The organism is Domibacillus indicus, assembly GCF_023715895.1.
Classification (GTDB): domain Bacteria; phylum Bacillota; class Bacilli; order Bacillales; family Domibacillaceae; genus Domibacillus; species Domibacillus indicus_A.
This window is the reverse complement of record NZ_JAMBOO010000001.1, coordinates 205,999-230,222: the sequence shown is the minus strand read 5'-3', so window position 1 is coordinate 230,222 and position 24,224 is coordinate 205,999. Positions and strand designations below refer to the sequence as shown.

General features: G+C 45.3%; 25 protein-coding genes and 1 riboswitch. Of the genes, 18 read left to right on the top strand and 7 right to left on the bottom strand.

Translation table 11 applies throughout. The features are described from left to right. The 4 genes from M3221_RS01165 to M3221_RS01150 are packed head-to-tail and all read left to right on the top strand — an operon-like array spanning window position 1 to window position 5,993. Window positions 1-1,164, top strand: a complete 1,164-nt coding sequence (locus tag M3221_RS01165) for a glucose-1-phosphate adenylyltransferase (protein WP_251269724.1) — start codon at window positions 1-3, stop codon at window positions 1,162-1,164. Next, window positions 1,164-2,174 carry a GlgC family sugar phosphate nucleotidyltransferase gene (locus M3221_RS01160; protein ID WP_251269723.1) on the top strand — a complete coding sequence of 337 codons (1,011 nt, stop codon included), beginning with the start codon at window positions 1,164-1,166 and terminating at the stop codon, window positions 2,172-2,174. The genes M3221_RS01165 and M3221_RS01160 overlap by 1 nt, the downstream gene beginning before the upstream one ends. Further along, window positions 2,171-3,622, top strand: a complete 1,452-nt coding sequence (gene glgA, locus M3221_RS01155; protein WP_251269722.1) for a glycogen synthase GlgA — start codon at window positions 2,171-2,173, stop codon at window positions 3,620-3,622. The genes M3221_RS01160 and glgA overlap by 4 nt, the downstream gene beginning before the upstream one ends. Beyond that, entirely contained in the window at window positions 3,612-5,993 is a 2,382-nt protein-coding gene (locus M3221_RS01150) for a glycogen/starch/alpha-glucan phosphorylase (protein ID WP_251269721.1), read from the top strand. Before glgA ends, M3221_RS01150 begins: the two co-directional genes overlap by 11 nt. 14 nt (window positions 5,994-6,007) lie before the next feature. Here the strand turns inward: M3221_RS01150 and M3221_RS01145 are convergent, their stop codons facing one another. Both M3221_RS01145 and M3221_RS01140 read right to left on the bottom strand, forming a co-directional pair. After that, entirely contained in the window at window positions 6,008-6,535 is a 528-nt protein-coding gene (locus M3221_RS01145) for a TraR/DksA C4-type zinc finger protein (protein ID WP_251269720.1), read from the bottom strand. A gap of 77 nt (window positions 6,536-6,612) precedes the next feature. Further along, window positions 6,613-7,530 carry a 1,4-dihydroxy-2-naphthoate polyprenyltransferase gene (locus M3221_RS01140; RefSeq protein ID WP_251269719.1) on the bottom strand — a complete coding sequence of 306 codons (918 nt, stop codon included), beginning with the start codon at window positions 7,528-7,530 and terminating at the stop codon, window positions 6,613-6,615. A gap of 282 nt (window positions 7,531-7,812) precedes the next feature. On the opposite strand from M3221_RS01140, the gene M3221_RS01135 reads away from it, so the two are divergent. The 6 genes from M3221_RS01135 to menC are packed head-to-tail and all read left to right on the top strand — an operon-like array spanning window position 7,813 to window position 15,083. Continuing rightward, window positions 7,813-9,201 carry an isochorismate synthase gene (locus tag M3221_RS01135; protein WP_251270091.1) on the top strand — a complete coding sequence of 463 codons (1,389 nt, stop codon included), beginning with the start codon at window positions 7,813-7,815 and terminating at the stop codon, window positions 9,199-9,201. Continuing rightward, window positions 9,194-10,897, top strand: a complete 1,704-nt coding sequence (menD, locus tag M3221_RS01130; RefSeq protein ID WP_251269718.1) for a 2-succinyl-5-enolpyruvyl-6-hydroxy-3-cyclohexene-1-carboxylic-acid synthase — start codon at window positions 9,194-9,196, stop codon at window positions 10,895-10,897. Before M3221_RS01135 ends, menD begins: the two co-directional genes overlap by 8 nt. Further along, window positions 10,894-11,688, top strand: a complete 795-nt coding sequence (gene menH / locus M3221_RS01125) for a 2-succinyl-6-hydroxy-2,4-cyclohexadiene-1-carboxylate synthase (RefSeq protein ID WP_251269717.1) — start codon at window positions 10,894-10,896, stop codon at window positions 11,686-11,688. The genes menD and menH overlap by 4 nt, the downstream gene beginning before the upstream one ends. Next, on the top strand, window positions 11,684-12,496 hold the full coding sequence (gene menB, locus M3221_RS01120; protein WP_396120235.1) for a 1,4-dihydroxy-2-naphthoyl-CoA synthase: 813 nt from the start codon (window positions 11,684-11,686) through the stop codon (window positions 12,494-12,496). The genes menH and menB overlap by 5 nt, the downstream gene beginning before the upstream one ends. Before the next feature lie 57 nt (window positions 12,497-12,553). Beyond that, on the top strand, window positions 12,554-13,993 hold the full coding sequence (locus M3221_RS01115) for an o-succinylbenzoate--CoA ligase (protein ID WP_251270090.1): 1,440 nt from the start codon (window positions 12,554-12,556) through the stop codon (window positions 13,991-13,993). After that, window positions 13,983-15,083, top strand: coding sequence for an o-succinylbenzoate synthase (gene menC / locus M3221_RS01110; protein WP_251269715.1), 1,101 nt, complete (start codon window positions 13,983-13,985; stop codon window positions 15,081-15,083). Before M3221_RS01115 ends, menC begins: the two co-directional genes overlap by 11 nt. 1 nt (window position 15,084) lies before the next feature. Here the strand turns inward: menC and yidD are convergent, their stop codons facing one another. Continuing rightward, window positions 15,085-15,321, bottom strand: a complete 237-nt coding sequence (gene yidD / locus M3221_RS01105) for a membrane protein insertion efficiency factor YidD (RefSeq protein ID WP_251269714.1) — start codon at window positions 15,319-15,321, stop codon at window positions 15,085-15,087. Then, a complete protein-coding gene (ytzI, locus tag M3221_RS01100) occupies window positions 15,318-15,464 on the bottom strand; it encodes a YtzI protein (RefSeq protein ID WP_251270089.1) in 147 nt (48 codons plus the stop codon). The genes yidD and ytzI overlap by 4 nt, the downstream gene beginning before the upstream one ends. 119 nt (window positions 15,465-15,583) lie before the next feature. On the opposite strand from ytzI, the gene M3221_RS01095 reads away from it, so the two are divergent. After that, window positions 15,584-16,024 carry a Dps family protein gene (locus M3221_RS01095; RefSeq protein WP_251269713.1) on the top strand — a complete coding sequence of 147 codons (441 nt, stop codon included), beginning with the start codon at window positions 15,584-15,586 and terminating at the stop codon, window positions 16,022-16,024. A gap of 90 nt (window positions 16,025-16,114) precedes the next feature. On the opposite strand, the gene M3221_RS01090 is transcribed toward M3221_RS01095, so the two are convergent. After that, on the bottom strand, window positions 16,115-16,357 hold the full coding sequence (locus M3221_RS01090; protein WP_242233195.1) for a DUF6154 family protein: 243 nt from the start codon (window positions 16,355-16,357) through the stop codon (window positions 16,115-16,117). A 121-nt stretch (window positions 16,358-16,478) separates the two neighbouring features. Here M3221_RS01090 and M3221_RS01085 point away from each other — a divergent pair, with 121 nt between their 5' ends. The 4 genes from M3221_RS01085 to M3221_RS01070 are packed head-to-tail and all read left to right on the top strand — an operon-like array spanning window position 16,479 to window position 18,291. Beyond that, window positions 16,479-16,787, top strand: coding sequence for a hydrolase (locus M3221_RS01085; RefSeq protein ID WP_251269712.1), 309 nt, complete (start codon window positions 16,479-16,481; stop codon window positions 16,785-16,787). 34 nt (window positions 16,788-16,821) lie between these two features. Continuing rightward, a complete protein-coding gene (gene ytkD, locus M3221_RS01080) occupies window positions 16,822-17,295 on the top strand; it encodes an RNA deprotection pyrophosphohydrolase (RefSeq protein WP_251269711.1) in 474 nt (157 codons plus the stop codon). Continuing rightward, window positions 17,295-18,044, top strand: a complete 750-nt coding sequence (locus tag M3221_RS01075) for an alpha/beta hydrolase family protein (protein WP_251269710.1) — start codon at window positions 17,295-17,297, stop codon at window positions 18,042-18,044. Before ytkD ends, M3221_RS01075 begins: the two co-directional genes overlap by 1 nt. A gap of 4 nt (window positions 18,045-18,048) precedes the next feature. Beyond that, a complete protein-coding gene (locus M3221_RS01070) occupies window positions 18,049-18,291 on the top strand; it encodes a DUF2584 domain-containing protein (RefSeq protein WP_251269709.1) in 243 nt (80 codons plus the stop codon). 98 nt (window positions 18,292-18,389) lie between these two features. On the opposite strand, the gene pckA is transcribed toward M3221_RS01070, so the two are convergent. Beyond that, on the bottom strand, window positions 18,390-19,976 hold the full coding sequence (pckA, locus tag M3221_RS01065; protein WP_251270088.1) for a phosphoenolpyruvate carboxykinase (ATP): 1,587 nt from the start codon (window positions 19,974-19,976) through the stop codon (window positions 18,390-18,392). Window positions 19,977-20,245: 269 nt separating this feature from the next. Continuing rightward, window positions 20,246-20,354, top strand: a riboswitch (SAM riboswitch). Window positions 20,355-20,474: 120 nt separating this feature from the next. Between pckA and metK the strand changes: the two genes are divergently transcribed. Further along, the gene (gene metK / locus M3221_RS01060; protein WP_251269708.1) at window positions 20,475-21,671 is read left to right on the top strand and encodes a methionine adenosyltransferase; all 1,197 of its coding nucleotides are present in this window, start codon (window positions 20,475-20,477) and stop codon (window positions 21,669-21,671) included. A 36-nt stretch (window positions 21,672-21,707) separates the two neighbouring features. Here the strand turns inward: metK and M3221_RS01055 are convergent, their stop codons facing one another. After that, window positions 21,708-22,220 carry a gamma carbonic anhydrase gene (locus tag M3221_RS01055; RefSeq protein ID WP_251269707.1) on the bottom strand — a complete coding sequence of 171 codons (513 nt, stop codon included), beginning with the start codon at window positions 22,218-22,220 and terminating at the stop codon, window positions 21,708-21,710. Window positions 22,221-22,328: 108 nt separating this feature from the next. Between M3221_RS01055 and M3221_RS01050 the strand changes: the two genes are divergently transcribed. Both M3221_RS01050 and M3221_RS01045 read left to right on the top strand, forming a co-directional pair. Next, window positions 22,329-23,138, top strand: a complete 810-nt coding sequence (locus M3221_RS01050; RefSeq protein WP_242233202.1) for an alpha/beta hydrolase — start codon at window positions 22,329-22,331, stop codon at window positions 23,136-23,138. A 9-nt stretch (window positions 23,139-23,147) separates the two neighbouring features. Beyond that, complete coding sequence (locus M3221_RS01045) at window positions 23,148-24,224, top strand: tetraprenyl-beta-curcumene synthase family protein (RefSeq protein WP_251269706.1); 1,077 nt, start codon at window positions 23,148-23,150, stop codon at window positions 24,222-24,224.

The window sequence follows — 24,224 nt, the reverse complement described above, 5'->3', positions numbered from 1 at the left end:
ATGGCAAAACAAAAATGTGTAGCAATGCTTCTGGCTGGAGGAAAGGGAAGCCGTTTAAAAGAATTGACGGAGACCCTTGCAAAACCAGCAGTGCCATTCGGCGGAAAATATCGGATCATTGATTTTCCGCTTTCCAATTGTGCCAATTCAGGAATTCATACAGTCGGTGTACTTACACAATATCAGCCGCTTGTCTTAAATTCATACATTGGAATTGGAAGTGCCTGGGATCTTGACCGTAAAAACGGCGGGGTAACCGTTCTTCCTCCTTATAGTGAGTCGTCTGAAGTAAAATGGTATTCCGGAACAGCAAGTGCGATTTATCAAAATTTAAACTACATTAAGCAATATGATCCGGAATATGTCCTGATTTTATCCGGTGATCATATTTATAAAATGAATTATGATACAATGCTTGATTACCATATCGAAAAACAAGCAGACGTAACCATCTCTGTTATTGAAGTGCCATGGGAAGAAGCAAGCCGTTTTGGCATTATGAATACAGATGCGGACTTTAATGTAACCCGTTTTGATGAAAAGCCTGAAAAACCGGAAAGCAACTTGGCTTCAATGGGTATATATATTTTTAAATGGTCTGTTCTCCAAAAGTATTTGGAAATGGACGAAAGCAATCCTGACTCATCCAATGACTTTGGAAAAGACGTTATTCCTGCTATGCTGGCGGACAATTTAAAGCTGATTGCTTATCCATTTAAAGGCTACTGGAAAGACGTCGGCACAGTAAAAAGCTTATGGGAAGCCAATATGGATCTGCTTGACGAAAAGCAGGATCTAAACTTATTTGAATACTCTTGGCGCATTTATTCCGTGAATCCGAATCAGCCGCCACAAATTATCGGCTCAAAGGCGAAGGTTCAGCATTCGCTTGTGAATGAAGGCTGCATTATTGACGGGGTGATCGAGCAGTCAGTCATGTTCCAGGGAGTAGAAGTGGAAGAAGAAGCTGTACTGAAAGAGTGTGTAGTCATGCCAAATGCTCGTATCGGACGCGGTTCCTATATTGAGCGCGCGATCGTGATGGGTGATCTTGAAATACCAGAAAATACAGTAATTCGAAACGACTCCAATGATATTTTGCTGGTGACTGAACAATTCTTAATGGAGCACACTGAACAACAATCGAAAGTGGAGGAAGCCTAATGAAAAAATCGATGCTTGGTGTTATTGATGCAACTATGCTTCCAGGGGAAATGGGCGATCTTGCCCTTTATCGCTCCCCCGCAGCGATCCCTTTCGCGGGCCGGTACCGGCTTATTGATTTTGTGCTCTCCAATATGGTTAATTCAGGAGTACAGAGTGTGGCAATTTTCCCAAGATCTCCTTACCGCTCGTTGATGGACCATTTAGGTTCAGGGAAAGATTGGGATTTGAATCGTAAGCGCGATGGCTTGTTTTTCTTTCCTTCACCAACAAAAGAAGGGCAGCTGGACCGCATGTCGGAGCACCTTGACTACTTCCATCGCAGTGATCAAAAGTATGTGATCGTTTCAAACTGCACGACAGTAGCAAATATGGATTTTGCTCCTGTGTTGGACCGGTTTATAAAGCAAAATTGTGATGTTTTGGAAGTTACCCATAAAGGTGAATCTACTTATATTTATCTTCTCTCGTTAGAGCTCTTGCTTGACTTAATTGACCGGCGTAATGAAACAGGATATGAATCTGTACAGGCAGCAGTTGAAGATGCATCTTCTTCGTTAATAAAATGCCAATACGAGTTTGAAGGTTTCCTACAACGGATCAAGACAGTGGACGATTACTACCAAACAAGCATGCAGCTTCTTGAAAAAGACAAGTGGAGCGAGCTGTTTAATGAATTTCAGCCTATTTATACAAAAGTAAAAGACGAGCCGCCAACCAATTATCTCGCAGGCTCACACGTTACAAACGCCATGATTGCCAACGGCTGCATCATCAGCGGGGAAGTCAATCATAGTATCGTTTTTCGTGGCGTAGCCATCGGCAAAAATTCGACGGTTAAAAACAGCATCGTTATGCAAAAAAGCAAGGTAGGCGAAAATTGCGTGCTGGAGCACGTCATTATTGATAAAGATGTATCAGTACAAGATGGGGCTATTTTGCGTGGAACACCGGAAAAGCCGCTTGTCATTAAAAAAGGATCTGTTGAAAGTGCGGTGACCAGTTCGTGAAGGTTTTATTTGCTGTCTCAGAATGTGTACCATTTATCAAATCAGGGGGCCTCGCCGATGTGGCAGGGGCCCTTCCTAAAGAATTAGCCAGTATGGGCGTGGATGTACGGGTAATCATGCCGAAATACGGTACGATTCCTCAAAAATATCAACAAGAAATGAAACAAGTCGCTGTTTTTACTGTGCCGGTTGGATGGAGAAATCAGTATTGCGGCATTTTTGAGTTGAAGCAGGATGGCGTTACTTATTACTTCATAGATAATCTTTATTATTTCCAAAGGGACAGCTTGTATGGCCATTATGACGACGGAGAGCGTTTTTCTTATTTTACAAGAGCTATTTTGGATTCTTTAAGTCATTTGGACTTTTTTCCAAATATTCTTCACTGTCATGATTGGCACACAGCCATGATTCCATTTATGCTCAAAGTTGAGCATCAGCACCGGCCAGGATATGAAAAAATACGGACCGTGTTCACCATTCATAATTTAATGTTCCAGGGGATTTTCCCGCCTGAAGCCGTGACCGATTTATTAAACTTACATAGCCAGCATTATCAAACGGGCCAGCTTGAGTTTAATGGCAATACAAACTTTATGAAAGGCGCACTTGTCGCTGCCGATGCGATTACGACTGTGAGTCCGACATACCGAAATGAAATTTTAAACTCATATTTTGGAGAGCGGCTTGAAGGCGTTCTGCAGGAACGGCAGGGTGATTTAAAAGGCATTTTAAATGGGATAGATTATTCCATTTATAATCCAGAAACCAATGAGATGATTGAACCCTACAGTGTTGAAAATATGGCTGGGAAAGCGGAGAACAAGCGCCAGATTCAAGAGTTTTTCCATCTGCCTGTTCGTGAGGATGTTCCGGTTATCGGCCTTGTATCCCGCTTAACAGAGCAAAAAGGACTGTCGCTCATCCAACATGTTTTTCATGAAATCATGCAGGAAGATGTGCAATTTATCCTTCTTGGCAGCGGTGAAGCCCAGTTTGAAAACTTTTTCCGTGAAATGGAATGGGCGTATCCGGAAAAAGTCCGCTCCTATATTGGATTTAATGAGGAGCTGGCCCATCGTATTTACGCAGGATCTGATTTATTTTTAATGCCTTCCCAGTTTGAACCTTGCGGTCTTGGCCAGTTAATTGCCATGAAGTATGGTTCGCTGCCTATTGTTCGTGAAACAGGGGGGTTAAATGATACCGTTCATTCATACGATGAAGAAACCGGAACAGGCAACGGATTTTCATTCAGTAATTTTAATGCCCATGATATGCTGCATACCGTGAGAAGGGCGTTGCATTTTTATCATGAAGAGCCTGAAGTATGGACGGAAATTGTCGAGCATGCTATGCAGGCGGATTACAGCTGGTCGCAATCTGCTAAGGAATATATGAAGCTCTATGAGGATGTATCCAACAGGAGGGAAAGTCATGTTTTCTGATAAACAAGCATTTCAAGACTCGTTTAAAAAACGTTTGGAACAGTCCTATAGCATCAGCTTTCAAGATTCTACACGTTCCCAGCAGTTTGTTACGCTCAGCAGCATGGTTCGCGAATACATCAGCAGCGAGTGGATTGAAACAAATGAACGCTACCGAAAAAGCAACAAGCAGGTGTACTACTTGTCCATAGAATTTTTGCTCGGACGCCTGCTTGGACAAAATTTAATTAATCTTGGTTTGTATGAAAAACTGGATTCGTGGCTGTCAGATTTAAACATTCCCCTTCATGAGCTGGAGGAAATTGAGCCGGACGCTGCGCTTGGCAACGGGGGCTTAGGCCGCCTTGCCGCCTGCTTCCTGGACTCACTGGCTTCTTTGAATTTACCAGGACATGGATGCGGTATTCGGTACAAACACGGATTGTTTGAACAAAAAATGGTCGACGGTTTTCAAATGGAGCTGCCGGAAAACTGGCTGCGTTACGGTTATGTATGGGAGATACGAAAGTCTGATTTATCAGTCGATGTCCCGTTTTGGGGCAGTGTCGATGTGATCGAGCGCAACGGTGCAATGAAGTTTCGTCATGTAGATGCAGAATATGTACGAGCTGTCCCGCATGATATGCCTGTTGTAGGCTATGGCGGAGAAACCATTAATACATTGCGATTATGGAGCGCAGAAATGTCTACCATGACACCGATGCATGATGTGCTCAAATACAAACGGGAAACGGAAGCCATTTCTGAGTTTCTATATCCTGATGATTCCAATGATGAAGGAAAGATTTTGCGCTTAAAGCAGCAATACTTTCTAGTATCTGCGAGCATCCGTTCTATTTTACGCCGCTTTCTCAGCACTGGCGGGGAATTAAAGGAGCTTCATGAACATGTAGCGATCCATATCAATGACACTCATCCGGTATTAGCTATACCAGAATTGATGCGTCTTTTGCTTGATGAGTATCAGCTTTCGTGGGAAGAAGCATGGCATATTACGGAAAAAACATTTGCTTATACGAATCATACTACTTTGTCGGAAGCGCTGGAACGCTGGCCGATTCGTTTATTTAAGCCACTCCTGCCGCGTATTTTCATGATTGTGGAAGAAATTAATGAACGCTTTTGTAGAAGTTTGTGGGAAAAATATCCTGGTGATTGGTCAAGGATTGAAAAAATGGCCGTTATCGCTAACGGGGAAGTTCGTATGGCCCATTTAGCAATTGCCGGCAGTCATAGTGTAAACGGAGTAGCACGCCTTCATACGGAAATCTTAAAAAATCGTGAAATGAACGATTTTTATCAGTTTTATCCGAAGAAGTTTAATAACAAAACCAATGGCATTACCCACCGCCGCTGGCTGTTAAAAGCAAATCCAGAGCTTACATCCCTGTTAACAGAGACGATTGGCGACGGTTTTCACAAAAATGCGGCAGAGCTCTCTAAGCTTGCACCTTATGCTGACGATGCAGCATTTCAGGAAAAGCTGTGGAATGTAAAAATGAAGCGGAAAGAAATATTAGCTAAGCGTATTTTTGACCAAAACGGCATTCAGGTCGATCCGTCGTCGATTTTTGATGTACAGGTTAAACGTCTTCATGCTTATAAGCGGCAGCTGTTAAATGTGCTTCATATCCTGTCTCTTTATAACCGGGTAAAAGCAGATTCTTCTTACCAGATTCCGCCGCGCACTTTTGTATTTGGAGCAAAAGCATCGCCGGGCTATTTTTATGCGAAACGAATCATTAAATTGATTCATTCGGTAGCGGACCTGGTGAATAATGACCCGGCCACAAAAGGGCTGCTTACTGTTGTATTTATGGAAAATTACCGCGTGTCTCTGGCGGAAGATATCATTCCGGCAGCAGATCTTAGTGAACAAATCTCTACTGCAAGCAAGGAAGCATCCGGTACTGGAAATATGAAATTTATGATGAACGGAGCCATTACCATTGGCACGCTCGATGGGGCGAATGTGGAAATTTTAGAACAAACAGGTCCTGAGAATATTCTTATCTTCGGTTTAAAAGCAGAAGAAGTGATGGCGTATGATAGAGAAGGCGGTTACCGTTCGATGGATTACTATCACCATAGTCCGCTCATTCGCCGTACGCTTGACCAGCTTGTGGATGGCACGCTTGATGATAAAGGCTTGTTTAATGTCATTTATGATTCTCTTCTTGGAGAGAATGATCAATATTTTGTGCTGAAAGATTTTGAGTCTTATTGCAAAACCCAGGAAGAAGCAGGCCGGATTTATACAAACGATCCGGAACGCTGGCGTAAAATGATGGTCCACAATATTAGCGGCTCCGGCATTTTTTCCAGCGACCGTACGATTCAGGAATACGCAAAAGGCATTTGGCATATTTAAAAAATCCAGCGACATTACGTCGCTGGATTTTCATTGTCTTCATCACGGTCTTCTTTATACAGTTCGTTGTAATTCTCTTTATCTTCTACAAAATCAGCAGGAGTCTCGGAAGTTCCGTAATTTGCTGCATCACTAAAACTGTCAATGCCGTCATCCGGATGGGAGAGACGGTCTTCCGGCACGCGGTCGGTTTCAGGTTCTTGATCTGGTGTGTAATCTACAGAATAAAGGGTTGTTGGGACTGCCTGAAGACGCTCAAATGGGATTTCCTCACCACTTTCTTTGCAAATGCCGTATGTGCCATCTTCCATCGCCGCAAGAGCAGCCTCGACTTTATCCAGCTCATCCCGGCTGTGATCATCAATAGCCATATCCCGCTCCCGTACATATAATTCCGTTCCAGTATCCGCTGGGTGATTGTCGTAAGAAGACAGCTCTCCTACATCCTCGTTATCGTTATCCTGCTCCAGCCGGCCGGTCAGCTGCTCCTTTTGGCGGAGCAATTCTTGTTTGAGTTCGTTTAACTGTTCTTGTGTAAGCATAAGTTGCCTCATCCTTTCATCTATATCCTATTCTATAGCCGTTTTGACATAGAAAAAAACCCGATTGTTTGATCGGGTTAAAAAAGGTAGCTGATGCATAAGCCGAAAGCAAGAAGGAAGCCGTAAAACGTATTGGTCTGGGCGGTCGCCTTCATCGCCGGCATCATTTGAAACGGAGGTTCCCCGCCTTTGCCTTTAAAGCCTTTTACTGCTTTTATGGCTTTTGGAATGCTTAAGTATGAAAGAAACAGCCAAGGGGAACCTGAATCTGTGAATAATAAAACAATCACCCACAAGAAAGCGATGAAAAAAGATGTAGCAAGAACGAAAACCGAACGGTCATGGCCGATTAAAATAGCCATTGTTTTTCGGCCGGCTTCCCTGTCGCCAACACGGTCACGAATATTGTTGGATAAGTTAATGCTGCCAACAAGCAATATAATAGGAAGTGAAAATAAAATCGCTGTTGTGGACAGGAAACCCGTTTGAATATAAAACGAAATATAGATAATAATGCCGCCCATAAAAACGCCAGATGCCAATTCACCAAATGGTGTATAAGCAATCGGAAGGGGGCCGCCTGTGTACAAGTAGCCGACAGCCATACAAATAATGCCAATTAAGCCGACCCACCATGAAGAAGCGGTACAAATGTATAGACCGAGCAAAAGCGCGATGCCAAAAAAAGCGAAAGCCATATAAAGAACCGTTTTCGGCTTAACACCGTTGCGTACAATAGCGCCTCCGATACCAATTGATTTTTCTGTATCAAGGCCACGCTTAAAATCAAAGTATTCGTTAAACATATTTGTTGCTGCCTGAATAAGCAAAGAGGCAATCAACATCGCTAGAAACAACGGAATATGCAGGTCTGTATGGGCAAGAGCCAGCGCCGTTCCAAGAAAAACAGGAACAAACGCAGCTGTTAACGTGTGAGGCCGCATAAGCTGCCACCATATTTGAAAGCCAGTGTCAGCGGAAGGGGTTTGATTCATTCTTCTTCTCTCCCAATTTTCATTGTGAACAAATAAACAAATGTCCTTCATCAAGTGTAGAAAACGGAACCAAAAGTGTCAATCCTTTTTCAATAGGATATTAATCTTGAATTTTTTCCGAAAAATCTAACATCGTTTTTCGGAAATGAAAATGTAGCACAAGTGGTATATAATAAGAAGGAAACATAAAGCGCGGTTTAAAAGCCGCAATGTCTTAGTGCCTTAAGGGGCCAAAGAAGTTTGACCCTGTGTGGTCGGCACAATGGAGGGATTTCATTGGCTATGATAAAGGGGCACCCGCTTAAAGGGGCCTTTGTTGATTTTATAAACGAAATAAACGGTTCGACTTTATTCAGTTATGTAGAAAAAGTGGAAAAAGGCGACCCGATCTGTTTTTATGAAAACGGAAAAGAATGGTACAAAGGAGAACGGTTTTATTTCAAAGACCGTGATGGGGAAAGAACGATTGCAGGACTCGGCAGCGTACAGACAATCCAAAGCAGCAAAGCCGAGCGGTTTGAGGATGTGGAAGGGCAGTGGGATGCCCTGATAAAGCGTGCTTCTATCCATAATCCTTATGATATTTACGGGACAGGGCCCGTTGCATTTGGCGGTTTTTCATTTGATCCGCTTCGCTTTCAAGGAGAAGAGTGGTCCCGCTTTGCACCGTCTTTTTTTTATGTGCCGGAATTAATGATGACGGTTTATGGCGGTGAAACATATGTAACGGTCAATATGATGTGCGAAGATGTAGAGTCAGGCCGATTGTTTGATCAAATTGAAGAACGGAAGCAGGCCATTTTGTCAGATTTGAAGCGTTCATTCGAAAAAGAAGCGGTATTAATGGAACTTCGTGCTGGGGATACACAAGCGTGGAAGGAGTCCGTTCAAGCTGCGGTTCATCGAATTGAAGCAGACGACGATCTGAAGAAAGTAGTATTGGCCCGCAAAGCAACGGCTGCTTTTGACGGTACTATTTCGTCAGACCGCATTCTTCGCCGCTTGGACGAGGGACAGCCGGACAGCTTCGTTTTTTCTATTGAAGCAATGGACAGCTGTTTTTTAGGTGCTTCCCCTGAACGGCTTGTGAAGAAACGGGCACAAACCGTTTTAACAACGTGCCTTGCCGGTTCAACAGCCCGCGGTGCAACAGAGCAGGAAGATGAGCAATTAGCGGATGCACTGCTGCATGACAGTAAAAACCGGGTGGAACATGACTATGTTGTGCAGATGATCCGAGAGGAAATGCAGGCGATGTGCGATTACGTGGCCGTGCCGGATGCGCCGGTCGTAATGAAAGTAAGAGATATTCAGCATCTGTATACGCCGGTCATCGGAGAAGCAGACAAGGACGAGTCTATTCTGCGGTTTGTTCAGGCACTTCATCCAACTCCTGCACTTGGCGGACTTCCGAGTGAAAAAGCACTTGGTGTGATCCGTGAACTGGAAGATATGGACCGGGGCTTTTATGCAGCGCCGGTTGGCTGGATGGATTACCGGAAAAATGGTGAGTTTGCGGTGGCGATTCGCTCTGGATTACTGGTACAGAACGAAGCATTTTTATATGCAGGCTGTGGAGTAGTGGCGGAGTCTGTTGCGGAGATGGAGCTTGAGGAAACAAACATGAAGCTGCGGCCGATGCTGCGGGCGATCGGAGGCGGCAATGAATAATCATCAGGACAACATGACACAATACAATGCACATTTTATAGATAGTCTGGTCCGTTCGGGAGTCAAGGAGGCGGTCATCAGCCCCGGCTCCCGTTCGACACCGATGGCGCTATTAATGGAAGAGCATCCTCGGCTGCGCACTTTTATTCAAGTGGATGAGCGGTCGGCGGGTTTTTTTGCGCTTGGGCTGGCTAAAGCCACACAAAATCCTGTTGCGCTTCTTTGTACATCCGGCACAGCGGCGGCCAACTACATGCCGGCAGTAGCGGAAGCGAAAATCTCACGCGTTCCGCTTATTGTGCTGACATCAGACCGTCCGCCTGAACTCCGGGATGTTGGCGCTCCGCAGACGATTGACCAGCTTCACTTATACGGTCATACAGCAAAATGGTTTGCGGAAATGGCCCTTCCTGAATCAGATCAGTCTGCGTTGCAGTACGTCCGCACACAAGGTGCCCGGGCGGTTTTTGAATCACTTGCTGAACCGGCAGGGCCGGTTCATTTAAATTTTCCTTACCGTGAGCCGCTCGTACCGGATTATGATGGTATTTTTGAACGAATCAAAATCCCTGCTCCCGTTCGGCTGATTTCTGGCAGAAAGGTGCCGGATTCGATTATGCTGGATGATGTAGCAGGAGCACTCAAAGTCGAAAAAGGTCTTATTGTAGCGGGAGAGATTGTGAAGCCGGAGATGTCAGAAGCGATCCTTTCGCTTTCCGAAAAAACAGGCTGGCCGGTTGTAGCCGATCCGCTTTCGCAGCTTCGTACGGACAAAACAGTGATTGACAGCTATGACGCCTTTTTACGTGATGATGAGATAAAAGACGCATTAAAACCAGAAGCGATCGTCCGGTTTGGTGCGCTGCCGGTCTCAAAATCTCTCATGCAATATATGAAGCGTCATCAGGATGCGGTACATGTGATTGTAGACGCAGATGGAGGATGGCGTGATCCTTCCCATATTGCGACCCATATGGTGAATGTAGATGACGCCGCTTTTTGCCGTGAAATGATACAGAGATTGGAAGGAAGCCGCTCTTCATGGTACGCATTATGGCAGAACGTAAACGAAGCAGCCCGCTCGGAGATGAAAAAAGCAGAAGGCATGGACGAAGGTTCATTGTTTCGGCAGTTTTTAGAGGCAGTGCCATCCGGCTCTTCTGTTTTTGCAGGAAACAGTATGCCGATTCGAGATCTTGATTCCTTTTTATTTTCAGGCGAACAAACTCTTCGTCTTCACGGAAATCGTGGGGCAAACGGTATAGACGGTCTTGTTTCTACAGCTCTTGGCATTGCCGCAAGCGGGGAAAAGGTTTATGCTGTTATGGGAGATTTATCATTTTTTCACGATGTAAATGGTTTGCTGGCGGCCAAAATGAACGGCCTGTCGATGACCATTTTGATTATGAACAACAATGGCGGCGGCATTTTTTCTTATTTGCCGCAGGCGGGGGAACAAAAGCATTTTGAAAGGCTGTTCGGCACTCCGTCTGGCTTAAAGTTTGATCATGCAGCTGCACTTTACGGCTGCCACTACGTTCGAATTGAGAACAGCGGCGAGCTTCAAAGAGAACTGTCCGTGAAACGGGACGGAATCACCATATTAGAAGCATTAACGGATCGTTCCCAAAACACAGCGATTCACCGGGAGTTATGGCAAAGAGCGATTGCAGCTGCAAAACAGGTGATTCAATGACCGTTTTTCGTCAAGTAAAAGGTGAAGGAGAGCCGATTTTATTGCTGCATGGTTTTACGGGAAGTTCTTCTACGTGGGAAGGCCTGGACGAGCATCTTCCCTTTCAGCTTGTGATGCCCGATCTTGCCGGGCATGGACAAACAAACCGCTTAGCAGCAGATTTGGAAACAGAAGCTGAATCTCTTAAAAAGATGATGAATGACGCCGGTTTTTCTTCTTTTCACCTTATCGGTTATTCAATGGGCGGCCGCCTCGCTTTGGCTCTCGCGCTTCTTTACCCAGAAGCGGTCCGGTCTTTGGTGCTGGAAAGCACTTCACCGGGGCTCGAGAGTGAAGAAGAGCGTGCAGCAAGGCGGCAATCAGACGAAAAACTGGCTCAACGAATTGAACAGGAAGGCGTTGCCTCGTTCGTTGATTTTTGGGGAAGTATTCCAATGTTTGCTTCACAGAAAAAACTTCCAGCGGCTGTTCAAGAAAAGGTCCGGAGGGAGCGCCTGGCCCAGTCGGCAGAAGGGCTGGCGTCGTCACTTCGTTTGATGGGAACCGGCAGCCAGCCCTCGTATTGGAACCGGCTTCAAACGCTTAGCATGCCTGTTTTGCTGCTTACAGGAACGCAGGATGAAAAATTTACACGTATCGCCTGCCGGATGAAGGAGCGGCTTCCATCTTGTGAATGGATTCAATTTGACGGAGCAGGCCATGCAATTCATGTGGAGCAGCGCGAAAAATTTGGTACAATAGTAAAGACGTTTTTGTTGAATCAAAAAGGAGGACAACAAAGTGGCAATTAATTGGGTAAAAGAACGCGAATACGAAGACATTAAGTATGAAACGTATAATGGCATTGCCAAAGTGACGATCAACCGTCCCAAAGTACATAACGCATTTCGTCCGAAAACAGTCACGGAAATGATCGATGCATTTGCATATGCGCGTGACGATTCTAAAATTGGCGTTATTATTTTAGCCGGTGAAGGCGGAAAAGCATTCTGCTCCGGCGGTGACCAAAAAGTGCGCGGCCATGGCGGCTACGTAGGAGATGACCAAATTCCACGCTTAAACGTGCTGGATTTACAGCGTTTGATCCGTGTTATTCCAAAGCCGGTAATCGCAATGGTGGCAGGCTATGCAATCGGCGGCGGCCATGTGCTTCACGTTGTATGTGATTTAACGATTGCAGCAGACAATGCTGTATTCGGACAAACAGGACCGAAAGTCGGCTCCTTTGATGCTGGTTACGGTTCAGGCTACCTGGCACGCATCGTCGGCCATAAAAAAGCGCGTGAAATTTGGTTCCTTTGCCGTCAGTACAATGCGCAGGAAGCATTGGACATGGGTCTTGTAAACACGGTTGTACCACTTGAAAAATTAGAAGAAGAAACAGTGCAGTGGGCGGAAGAAATGCTTTCAAAAAGCCCGACGGCGCTTCGCTTTATCAAAGCGGCTATGAATGCGGACACAGATGGTCTTGCAGGCCTGCAGCAGTTTGCAGGTGATGCGACGCTTCTTTACTACACAACAGATGAAGCAAAAGAAGGACGCGATTCGTTCAAAGAAAAACGCGATCCGGACTTTGGCCAGTTCCCAAGATTCCCGTAACGAAATCGAAAGAGTGTCCTATACCGGACACTCTTTTTTTAAATGGAAAGGATGATCATAATGAACATGCCAAACTGGCTTCAGCAGCGTGCTTTTCTAACTCCTGGGCGAACGGCTCTTGCTTTTTATAACGAAACGTGGACCTTTTCACAATTGTTCGATAAAGCATCCGTGCTGGCAGATCAATTGAAGGCAGCGGGAATAAAAAAAGGCGACTATTGCGGTGTGTTGGCAGGAAATCGTCCGGACACGGTTTTTCTCATTCATGCTCTTCAGCAGATCGGCGCTGCAGCAGTAATGCTAAACAGCCGGCTGGCCGCAGAAGAACTGGCCTGGCAGCTTCAAGATGCCGATGCTGTGTGTCTGCTGTATGACGGGGAGCATCAGAATAAAGCTCATTCTGTGACAGATATACGTTCTTTTTGTTTTACCTCATTCGAGAAAGCAGCGAAAGAAAACAAGCGTGAAATGTTTGCTTTAGAAGACATTTGCTCGCTTATGTATACATCTGGTACAACAGGACGGCCAAAAGGTGTTAAACAGACGTATGGCAATCATTATGCCAGCGCGACAGCTTCGGCTTTAAATCTTGGTCTTCACTCGGACGATGCCTGGCTTTGTGCCGTGCCTCTATTTCATATTTCAGGGTATTCTATTTTAATGAAAAGCGTGTTGTATGGGATGGAAGTGTGCCTCGTTGAAAAATTTGATCCGAACTATGTAAACGGACTGTTACAAGAAGGACGAGTGACCATGATTTCAGTTGTCACGGCCATGCTTTCTTCCATGCTGCATACACTCGAGGGAGCGTACCACGCCCGGCTTCGCTGTGTTCTTCTGGGCGGAGGCCCTGCTCCTCTTTCCATATTGGAGACGTGCCAGGCAAAAGGGGTCCCTGTTTACCAAACGTATGGCATGACTGAGACTTCCTCTCAAATTGTAACGCTCGCACCAGAAGATGCTTTCCGGAAAATCGGTTCCGCCGGCAAGCCTTTGTTTCCATGCGCGATCCATATTGATGGAGAAGACGAGGGAGAAATTTGGGTCAGCGGCCCCAACGTGACGCCAGGCTACTTAAACCGCCCGGACGCGAACGAGCAGGCTTTTCAAAACGGCTGGTTTCGGACTGGAGATATCGGCCGGCTTGATGAAGAAGGATTTTTATATGTGCTGGACCGCCGTTCCGATTTAATTATTTCTGGCGGTGAAAATATTTACCCGGCTGAAATCGAGTCCGTCCTTACCGGTCATCCAGCCCTTTTAGAAGCCGGGGTGGCGGGTGTGCCGGATGAGAAATGGGGAAGTGTTCCCGCTGCTTTTTATGTGGCGCGATCTCCGGTTTCGAAAGCGGAATTGATGCATTTCTGTCAGGAAAAGCTCGCCCGTTTTAAAGTGCCGGCTTATTTTATTGAAGTAGAAGTCCTGCCGAGAAATGCGGCAAATAAATTGCTCCGGCGTGAACTGGCCAGCCAGTGGAGTGAGCGTTATGAACATTAAGCGGCTCACGATGCATATAGTAGAAATGCCGCTGAAAGCGCCATTTTACACACACTTGGAAACGGTCACGAAGCGGGAAGCAATTATCATTGAGGTAGAAGACCGGGATGGGACAGTAGGCTGGGGGGAAGCGTCCGCTTTTTCTACGCCATGGTATACGGAAGAAACGGTGGCCACAGAGTGGCACATTATAAAGGACGTGCTGTTTCCGCTGCTAAAAGAGCATGACATTTCTCATCCGGCGGATGCATCGTCTCTTTTTTGGGCTGTACGGGGCAATCGGATGGCTAAAGCGGGTGTAGAATCAGCACTGTGGGATTTGTACGCTAAAAAGCTGGATCAGCCGCTTTTTGAAGTGCTTGGCGGAGCGCGCTCATCTATTTCGGTCGGAGCGGTTGCTTCAGGAAAAACAACGGACGACATGCTGGAACGCATACAAGCTCATGTAGAAGCTGGATACGGGCGCATTAAAGTGAAAATCAGCCAGGGCACAGACATCGAAATGCTGGCAGCAATTCGTAAAGCATACCCACACATTTCACTGATGGCTGATGCCAATTCAGCCTACTCGATGCAGAATATTGATCATTTAAAAACGCTCGATACATATGGACTGATGATGATCGAACAGCCGCTTGAAGCAGACGACATGTGGAACCATGCGAAGCTGCAACGCCAGCTTAAGACATCGGTTTGTTTAGACGAAAGCATCCGTTCTTTTCATGATGCCAAGTGTGCGGTTGAAATGAAGGCCTGCCGGGTGATCAATGTAAAATTCAGCCGAGTAGGAGGAATATCGGAAGCAAAACGCATTCATGATTACTGCCTTCAACAGAATATCGATCTTTGGGCAGGCGGGATGATTGAATTTGGCATTTCGCGCGCACACAATGTGGCGCTTGCTTCGCTTCCAGGATTTACGATGCCAGGTGACATTGTCTCCACTGACTACTACTGGGAAGAAGATTTTATTGAGCCCGGCATTTTTGTTCAAAACGGCCGGATTCACTTGTCGGAGGAACCAGGCATTGGCTTCGAAGTCAGCCGGAAGCGAATAGAAAAGCAGCGAAAAGCGGTTCATTCCGCTTAATTCAATTTCTTTTTTTTAGCGGCCACTTTTCGGGCACATAATCTACGCCGCCAGGGTGAAACGGATGGCATTTTAAAATACGAATAACAGCAAGCAGTCCGCCTTTCAGGGCTCCATGCTTTTGAACGGCTTCGTACCCATAATGGGAACAAGTCGGATAAAAGCGGCATGAAGGCGGCTTTAGCGGTGAAATTCCTTTTTGGTAAAAGCGGATCAAAAACAAGAATAGCTTTTTCATTTTTCCTCCTGTTTTTTATATGCGGAGTTTTCTTTTGGCGGATCAATCGTGTGTTTGTAACGGTATCCTTTTTGAATGGTGAATAAGGAAAGAGCCAGTACAACGAGAACAACAAGCACAGAAATGATAAGGACTATCATCATATCCGACAAGGAAATCCCTCCTTTTTTCATAGTGTATCACGTTTTTGTTTAGTTCTGTATAAGAGTGGTATACTAAAAAAGTCGAGATAAATTTTGAAAATGTTGGAGGAGATTCTTTTATGTCAGAACAGCTAATCAGCAGTGTAAACAAACAGGTTGCAAACTGGACGGTGCTTTATACAAAGCTTCATAACTATCATTGGTATGTAAAAGGACCCCAGTTCTTTACGCTGCATGCAAAATTTGAAGAGTTATACACTGAAGCAAGCGGGCATATTGATGAGCTGGCTGAGCGTCTTTTGGCGCTGGACGGAAAGCCGGTAGCAACGCTTCGTGAATCCCTTGAACTGGCAACGGTAAATGAAGCAGAAGGGCAGGAAGCTGCGGAAGAAATGGTACAGTCAGTTGTCAATGACTTTACAACGCTGACTGGCGAATTAAAAGAGGCAATGGATTTAGCCGCTGAAGTAGGCGATGAAACAACAGGCGATATGCTTCTGGCGATCCACCAAAGCCTAGAGAAGCATGTTTGGATGCTTAAATCATTCCTAGGAAAATAATGAACAAGCCGAGCCGATAAGAGCTCGGTTTTTTTTATGAAAGGAAACAAAAAAACGGAGAATGAGCCCTCTCCGTTTTTTCTTTATGTATTAATGGAGCAGGCGGTTTCGATCGGCAGGTATTTGATCCTGGTTGAATTTTTCTTTTAATCCTTCGTACAAATAAACGCGGAACAGCCAGGCAAGTTCTTCATTCGGCATTTCTCCAATGATGGACAGGATATCTGTCTCAGTCATTTCACCAAGAACGGTCAGCGTGATCATATCCAGGTCGTCTTCTGTTCCCTGCAGCCGGCCGCGATACAGCTCAAACAATTCATTTACAAATTTCATCGCTGTGCCTCCTTTTTAAGAATATATATATAGTTATACATGAAAACGCTATCATATTCCAACTTTTTTTATTGAATGAAGAAAAGAAAAAGCGCACATGCTGTAAAAAGGAGGGATTGATGTGGAAAAACAGCCTTACTATATTGCCATCGCGAATGGAGAAATTCAATCACAGCCGGATGTGTCCCCATGGAATTTTCGTGTTTTTGCCAATGATAGGGAAATACAATCGCTGCGTGAGCTGTTAAATGGAATGAACCGGGAGGACTTTGGCTCGTTCTGGCGGGCGCACGTTCCTGCTATTCCGTATCATGAAGATCAAAACAATGACCGGTATGACGACTATATGATGGCGGTATACGAAAAAATCTATGAACTTGGGGATGAAGACGCACGACAACATATAAAAACGTGGAGAAATAACGTATAATAGAGAGAAAGCAAGCAGGGGTGAGGGATGCCGGTTGCACAGTTTTACCGATCAAAACAATTATCCTGTTACGATGGTGTTTACAAGAGGAGCGTTTGGAAGGGCGCCGTCTCACGTTCTTGTTTTATGCCGATTCGAGCATTCTTGGCTTTTAACAAAACATAAAGTGCGAGGCCTTGAATGTCCGGGCGGAAAAAGAGAACCGGGTGAAACGCTTGAAGCAGCAGCCCACAGGGAAGTGGCAGAAGAAACGGGGGCCGCGATATCCGGTTTGCACTTCATAGGTGAGTATTATGTTCATGCACCAGAGCAGCCGTTTTCAAAAGCGGTTTTTTTTGCGCACGTAACGGATATAAAAAAGAAACAAGATTATTTAGAAACAGACGGTCCATATATAGAAAAGGATGATTTGCTCGAAGCGCGCTTTGGAGCTCATTATTCTTTTTTAATGAAAGATGAAATGATTCCGCTCGCGTTATCAGAAGTAAGGAGAAAGGGGCTGGTCTAATGGAGTGTATACCGTACCCATCGCCAAATCCACATGTACGTCTTTTCCTGGTTCATTATAAGTCTGCGGGTCTTTTAGTAAAAGGCTTTTTAGCGGAGCCGGCTGACCAGGAATCGTACGAAGGTTTTTTATACTTGCGAGGCGGTATTAAAGGCATTGGCATGGTGCGGCCGTCAAGAGTCGCCGAATTCGCTGCAGAAGGATTTATTGTCTTCGCACCGTTTTACAGAGGCAATCGCGGCGGAGAAGGAAATGAAGACTTCGCAGGAGAAGACCGCGAAGATGCCTTTAGCGCTTTTGACCTTTTGAGAAATCATCAGCGTATAAAAAATGGCCGGATTCATGTGTTTGGCTTTTCACGAGGCGGAATCATGGCTCTTTGGACAGCCATCCACCGGCCGGTGTCTTCACTTGTTACATGGGGCGGCGTATCCGACATGAAACTTACGTATGAAGAAAGAAAGGATATGCGCCGAATGATGAAACGTGTGATCGGCGGAACGCCCCAAAAAGTGCCGGAGGCGTACGACTGGCGTACACCCCTGGAAGAAGCCGGCCAGATCACAGCGCCTGTGCTGATTATTCACGGCCGCAGTGACAAGAATGTATCGGTAGAGCATGCTTACCGGCTGAAGGAAGCTGTGCCGCATGCAGACACGATGTATTTGGATAAATATGATCATTACATACCACCTGCAGTAAACCGTCAGATTGTCGGTTACATTGCAAAATGGATAAAGGGGGATTAAAATCATGGGAATGCCTATGGAACTAAATACGATGATTGTCACAAAAGGAAATGAAGTACGGGAGGAAGAAAATCGGTTCGTTCTTCAAAAAGACGGCTACCGGCTGTATCCAATTGATATTCCAATTGCCGTGTTTAAAACAAAAGACAGCGAACAAAGCGGTACCGCCCTCATTAAAAAAGTAGAATGGCAGCAGGGGAAAACGACCATTACCTATACGCTCGTTTCTTTGAAATCAACGAATTAAAAAATGAAAGCCCGAGAGAGACAGTCCCTCGGGCTTTAAGAGTGTAGACAAAAAGTAAGAAAGCCCGAAGGATTGATCCTTCGGGCTTTCTGTATGGGTTAAAGAAGCGGACCGCCTTTTTGAGCAATTTCATCTGCTACACCGCTGAATTTTTTGAAGTTTTCCCGGAACTTTGCTGCTAATTCCTGCGCTTTTTGCATAAAGGCTTTTTCATCCGCCCATGCCTTGCGTGGAATCAAAACATCATCCGGCACACCTGGAACATGAAGTGGAATTTCCAGGCCAAAAACTTTTGTTTTATAAGTTGGTGTGTGCGCCAATTCGCCTTCTAGAGCAGCTTGAATCATTGCACGCGTGTAGGAAAGCTTCATTCGTTCGCCAGTGCCATACTCGCCGCCTGTCCAGCCTGTGTTCACGAGGAAAACTTGCACATTCTGCTCATCGATTTTTTTGCCGAGCATTTCTGCATAAACCGTTGCATGCAGCGGCAGGAACGGTGACCCAAAGCAAGTAGAGAACGTTGCCTGAGGGCTTGTAATACCGCGTTCTGTACCAGCAAGTTTAGAGGTGTACCCACTTAAAAAGTGGTACATTGCTTGTTCTTTCGACAGTTTGCTGATTGGAGGCAGCACACCAAACGCATCTGCAGTCAGGAAAATAATCGTATTCGGATGACCGGCAACGCTCGGGTCTACAATATTATCAATGGCTTGAAGCGGGTAAGCGGCCCGTGTATTTTCGGTTAATGTGTTATCGTCGTAATCCGGCTCCCGTGTTTTAGAATCAAGGACAACATTTTCAAGAACAGAACCAAAACGAATCGCATCAAAAATTTGTGGTTCTTTTTCGCGTGTCAGGCCAATTGTCTTCGCATAGCATCCGCCTTCAATATTGAACACCCCGTTGGCGGACCATCCATGTTCATCATCGCCAATCAAACGGCGGTTTGGATCAGCGGAAAGCGTCGTTTTTCCAGTACCCGAAAGACCGAAGAACAGGGCTACATCTCCTTCGTAGCCGACGTTTGCTGAGCAATGCATTGGCAGGACATTATTTTGCGGCAGAAGGTAGTTCATCACAGAAAAAATGGATTTTTTCATTTCACCGGCATATTCTGTGCCGCCAATAAGAATAACACGCTGTTCAAAGGAAACAATAATAAATGTTTCAGAGTTTGTGCCATCTGTAAGAGGATCCGCCTGGAAAGAAGGCGCTGACAAAATAGTGAAGCCTGCGTCATGTGTTTTAAGCTCTTCTTCTGTCGGACGAATGAACAATTGGTGCGCAAATAGGTTATGCCAGGCATATTCATTTACAACCTGAATCGGAAGGCGGTGTTTTTGATCTGCACCGGCAAAGCCTTTGAAAAGAAACAGTTCTTCTTTTTCTTTTAAATGAGAAACCACTTTTTCATACAAGCGGTTAAACGCTTCTTCAGAAATCGGCTGGTTGACTGAACCCCAGTCTATGCTGTTTTCAACAGATGCTTCCCGGACAGTAAACTTGTCTTTTGGGGAGCGGCCTGTATATTTGCCTGTTTCGGCGCGAACAGCACCGGACGCGGTTAAAACACCTTCGCCGCGTTGAAGTACCTTTTCTACAAGAACCGGTACAGAAGGCTGAACGAGAATATTGGAGCCTTTGAGCAGCTCAGTTAATTCGCTGGAAACAGTTAAAGAGTTCATCATGTACAACCATCCTTTATTTAAGTTTTAATGTGTTTGATTAACTTGAAATTAGTATAACACATTGAAATGAATAGTCTATACTATTGGATGAAATTTTTCGTATATTTTTATATTTTTTGGGCCATGCTACTAAATATGTGAATTTAATTAAATAGGAAGAAAAGCGGGATACAAAAAAAAGCACCTTTAAAAATTGTTTGCTTTTTGAAAGAGAAACGGGTTGACACGAAGCGCGATATTTCGTAACATTGACACTTGAACGGATACTCTTATCCTGAGTTGGTGGAGGGACAGGCCCTGTGAAACCCAGCAACCTGCCGTACTTTACGGACAAGGTGCTAAACCTGAGCAAGGATCAGCCTTGGACGATAAGAGTGAAAGGCCCGAGTGAAAACAACCTTTCCTCTCTCAATGCCGGGAGAGTTTTTTTATTTTCTGGATCACCTGAGGGAAATGAGTACCGTACACACACTGATTTTAAGGAGGAATTTTTTCATGACAAAACAGCGCCGCCTGTTTACATCAGAGTCCGTAACGGAAGGACATCCGGACAAAATCTGTGACCAGATTTCCGATGCGATTCTTGATGCCATTCTTGACAAAGATCCGAATGCCCGCGTGGCAGCGGAAACATCTGTAACAACTGGACTTGTTCTTGTTGCAGGGGAAATTACCACTACTTCTTATGTGGATATTCCAAAAATCGTTCGTGAAACGGTAAAAGAAATCGGGTATGTTCGTGCAAAATACGGATTTGACTCTGAAACAGCAGGGGTTTTAACATCTATCGATGAACAGTCACCTGATATTGCAGCAGGGGTTAACGTAGCTCTTGAAGCGCGTGAAGGCCAAATGACGGATAAAGAGCTTGATGAAATCGGTGCCGGAGACCAGGGCTTAATGTTCGGTTTTGCGTGTAACGAAACAGAAGAGCTTATGCCGCTTCCAATCTCACTTGCTCATAAATTGGCACGCCGTTTAACAGAAGTGCGCAAAAACGAGACACTTGATTACCTTCGTCCAGATGGTAAAACGCAAGTAACAGTTGAGTACGATGAAAACGGCAAACCTGTTCGTGTTGATACAATCGTTATTTCTACGCAGCACCATCCAGAAGTAACACTTGAGCAAATTCAAAAAGAAATTCGCGAACAAGTGATTAATGAAGTGGTTCCAGCCGAATTAATCGACGCGGAAACAAAATTCTTTATTAACCCAACGGGTCGTTTCGTTATCGGCGGACCTCAAGGGGATGCAGGCTTAACAGGCCGTAAAATCATTGTAGATACGTACGGTGGATATGCACGTCACGGCGGCGGCGCGTTCTCTGGTAAAGATCCAACAAAAGTTGACCGCTCTGCCGCTTATGCAGCACGCTATGTAGCGAAAAACATCGTAGCAGCAGGCCTTGCGGACAAATGTGAAGTACAGCTTGCTTATGCAATCGGTGTAGCACATCCGGTGTCAATTTCAGTTGATACTTTCGGAACTGGAACAGTAGCGGAAGAAACGCTTGTTGACGTAATTCGTCAAAACTTCGATCTTCGTCCAGCAGGCATTATTAAAATGCTGGACCTTCGCCGTCCGATTTACCGTCAGACAGCAGCTTATGGCCATTTTGGCCGCACGGATGTAGATCTTCCGTGGGAACGTACAGATAAAGCAGAAGCATTGAAAGCAGCTGCGAAGTAATAAAAAACCATGCCCAAATACTCGGGCATGGTTTTTTTATGCTTGAATAGATTTATAATACTGGCCTTTTTCAGCGTATTCACGCACGATACGTTCCATGTCTTTGCGGTCTTCTTCATTTACATTTCGCACTACTTTAGCAGGCCGTCCGAAGGCCATTGTATTTGGAGGAATCGCCTTACCCGGCGGTACAAGGCTGCCCGCGCCGATAAATGCACCTTCTCCGATTTCGGCATTGTCTAAAATAATGGATCCCATGCCGATCAAGGCGCCTTTTCGAATTTTACAGCTATGTAAGATCACTTGATGGCCAATTGTCACTTCATCTTCAATGACGAGCGGGTTGTTTGGACTTTGATGAAGAACGGAATTGTCCTGGATATTTACTTTACTGCCAATGATCGTCGGTGCAACATCTCCGCGTATAACGGTGTTATACCAAATAGTAGATTGTTCGCCGATCACGACATCTCCTGTAATCGTTGCGTAGTCCGCAACGAAAGCGGATTCAGCAATAACCGGCTGTTTATCTTTATACGGATAAATCATGGTTGAGGCCCCTTTCTTTTTTGTCTGTTATACCGTTTTATTTTATCGAACAGCAAAAGATTTGTATAATAGAAAAAACGGTTGTCGTTTTTTGAAGGAGAGAGCACTATGTGGAAATGGGAATGTGAAGAAAAGCCAAAAGGCGTGATTGTGATGGTGCATGGTGCCCTTGAACACCATGGCCGGTACGGCTGGCTTATTGAAATGTGGCGGCAAAACGGGTTTCATGTTGTCATGGGAGATCTGCCTGGACAGGGAATGACTTCACGTGCAAAACGCGGCCACATTTCATCTTTTAAAGAATATACAAATGAATTATCGGATTGGGTGCAGGCAGCGTACCAATTTAACGTCCCTGTGTTTTTGCTGGGCCACAGTATGGGTGCGCTTGTGATTACCCGCTATTTACAGGAGGAAAAGCCGGAGATCGCTGGGGTCATTATGTCGTCTCCTCTATTTAAAATGAAACATGTGCCGCCTAAGCATTTAAATGTGCTTACACACGGCTTAAATTCAATGACTCCGTCCTTGAAATTTGATTCAGGCATTACGTCTGAAATGGCGACCCGGAACGAAGAAATTTGGGCCTTTGATGCTGAAGACTCTTTGTTTGTCCGGAAAGTATCGGTTCGGTGGTACAGAGAAATTGTGCAGGCCATCAAAATCGCAACAGCTGGACCGGGAGAAGTGCCGGATATTCCCCACTTAATTATGCAGGCGGGAGAAGACCGGATCACCGACGGAAGTACAGCCCGTTCATTTGCCAAAAAGCTGGAGCTGTCCGAGCTGCAATACAAGGAATGGCCGGGCCTTTATCATGAAATTTTTAACGAACCAGAGCGGGAAGATGTATTTCAATATGCGCTCGATTTTGTCCACAACCGATTGCGGTCGCTCGGTTTTATTATGGAAAAGTGAGGTAAGAACATGACAGTCCCTACGAATTCGCTCCTGTTAATGCGAAAAATATATAAAACCATTTTCCCTGCTGTGAAAACAGAATGGAGCAAATGGAAGGAATTAGCGGAACAAATACCCAATCCGGAACTACGCAAGCAGGCAATGGACGTGTATGAGGAAAAATACTTCCACTGTGAAGCAGGCGGTGTGATTTCAATGCTGGCCGGTAATAGCCAAAAAGAAGCGATCTCTTTTATTGTGCCTTATCAATTAATTTGTGATTATCTCGATAATTTATGCGACCAGACTACATCATTTGATCCGAATGATTTCGCGGCGCTTCATGAAGCGCTGCGTGATTGTTTTTTTCCTGGCCAGCCTAAAAGCGATTATTATCGATTTCGTGAAACCAAGAATGATGGCGGCTATTTAGATGCATTGGTTGATGGCTGCCGCCAGGTGGTGGAAGAAACACCTTCCTTTGCAGCGGCAAAACCGCATGTGCTGGATTTAAGCCGCTATTACAGCGAACTGCAAATTCATAAGCATGTTCGCGAAGAAGAGCGGGAAGAGCGCCTGATCCGCTGGTTTGAGAGTTACAAAGCGGATTTACCGGAAATGGAATGGTATGAGTTTGCCGCCTGCACGGGTTCGACAGTCGGTGTATACTGCTTAATGTCTTGTGCGATGCAGCCGGCGTTTACGCCTACATACGCCAAAATGGTGCGTGACTGCTATTTCCCATATGGGCAGGGCATTCATATTTTGCTCGACTACTTTATTGACCAGGAAGAAGATATGGAAGATGGTGAGTTAAATTTCTGTACATACTACAACAACGAAACAGAAATGATGGAACGGTTTCTTCACTTTTTGCGCCAGGCAAAAAAAGGAACCGAACGGCTGCCGCACGCTAAGTTTCATTCATTTTTAATTGAGGGCATTGTGGCTGTTTACTTATCGGAAGAAAAAGCGGCTGGCAAAAAAAGCGTGCGTGGACATTGCCGCAAGCTTGTCCATACAGCTGGAGCGGCCAGTATTTTCTTTTACTGGAATGGCCGAACTTATAAAACATACCGGAAAATGCGCCAGGCCGGCCGGTAA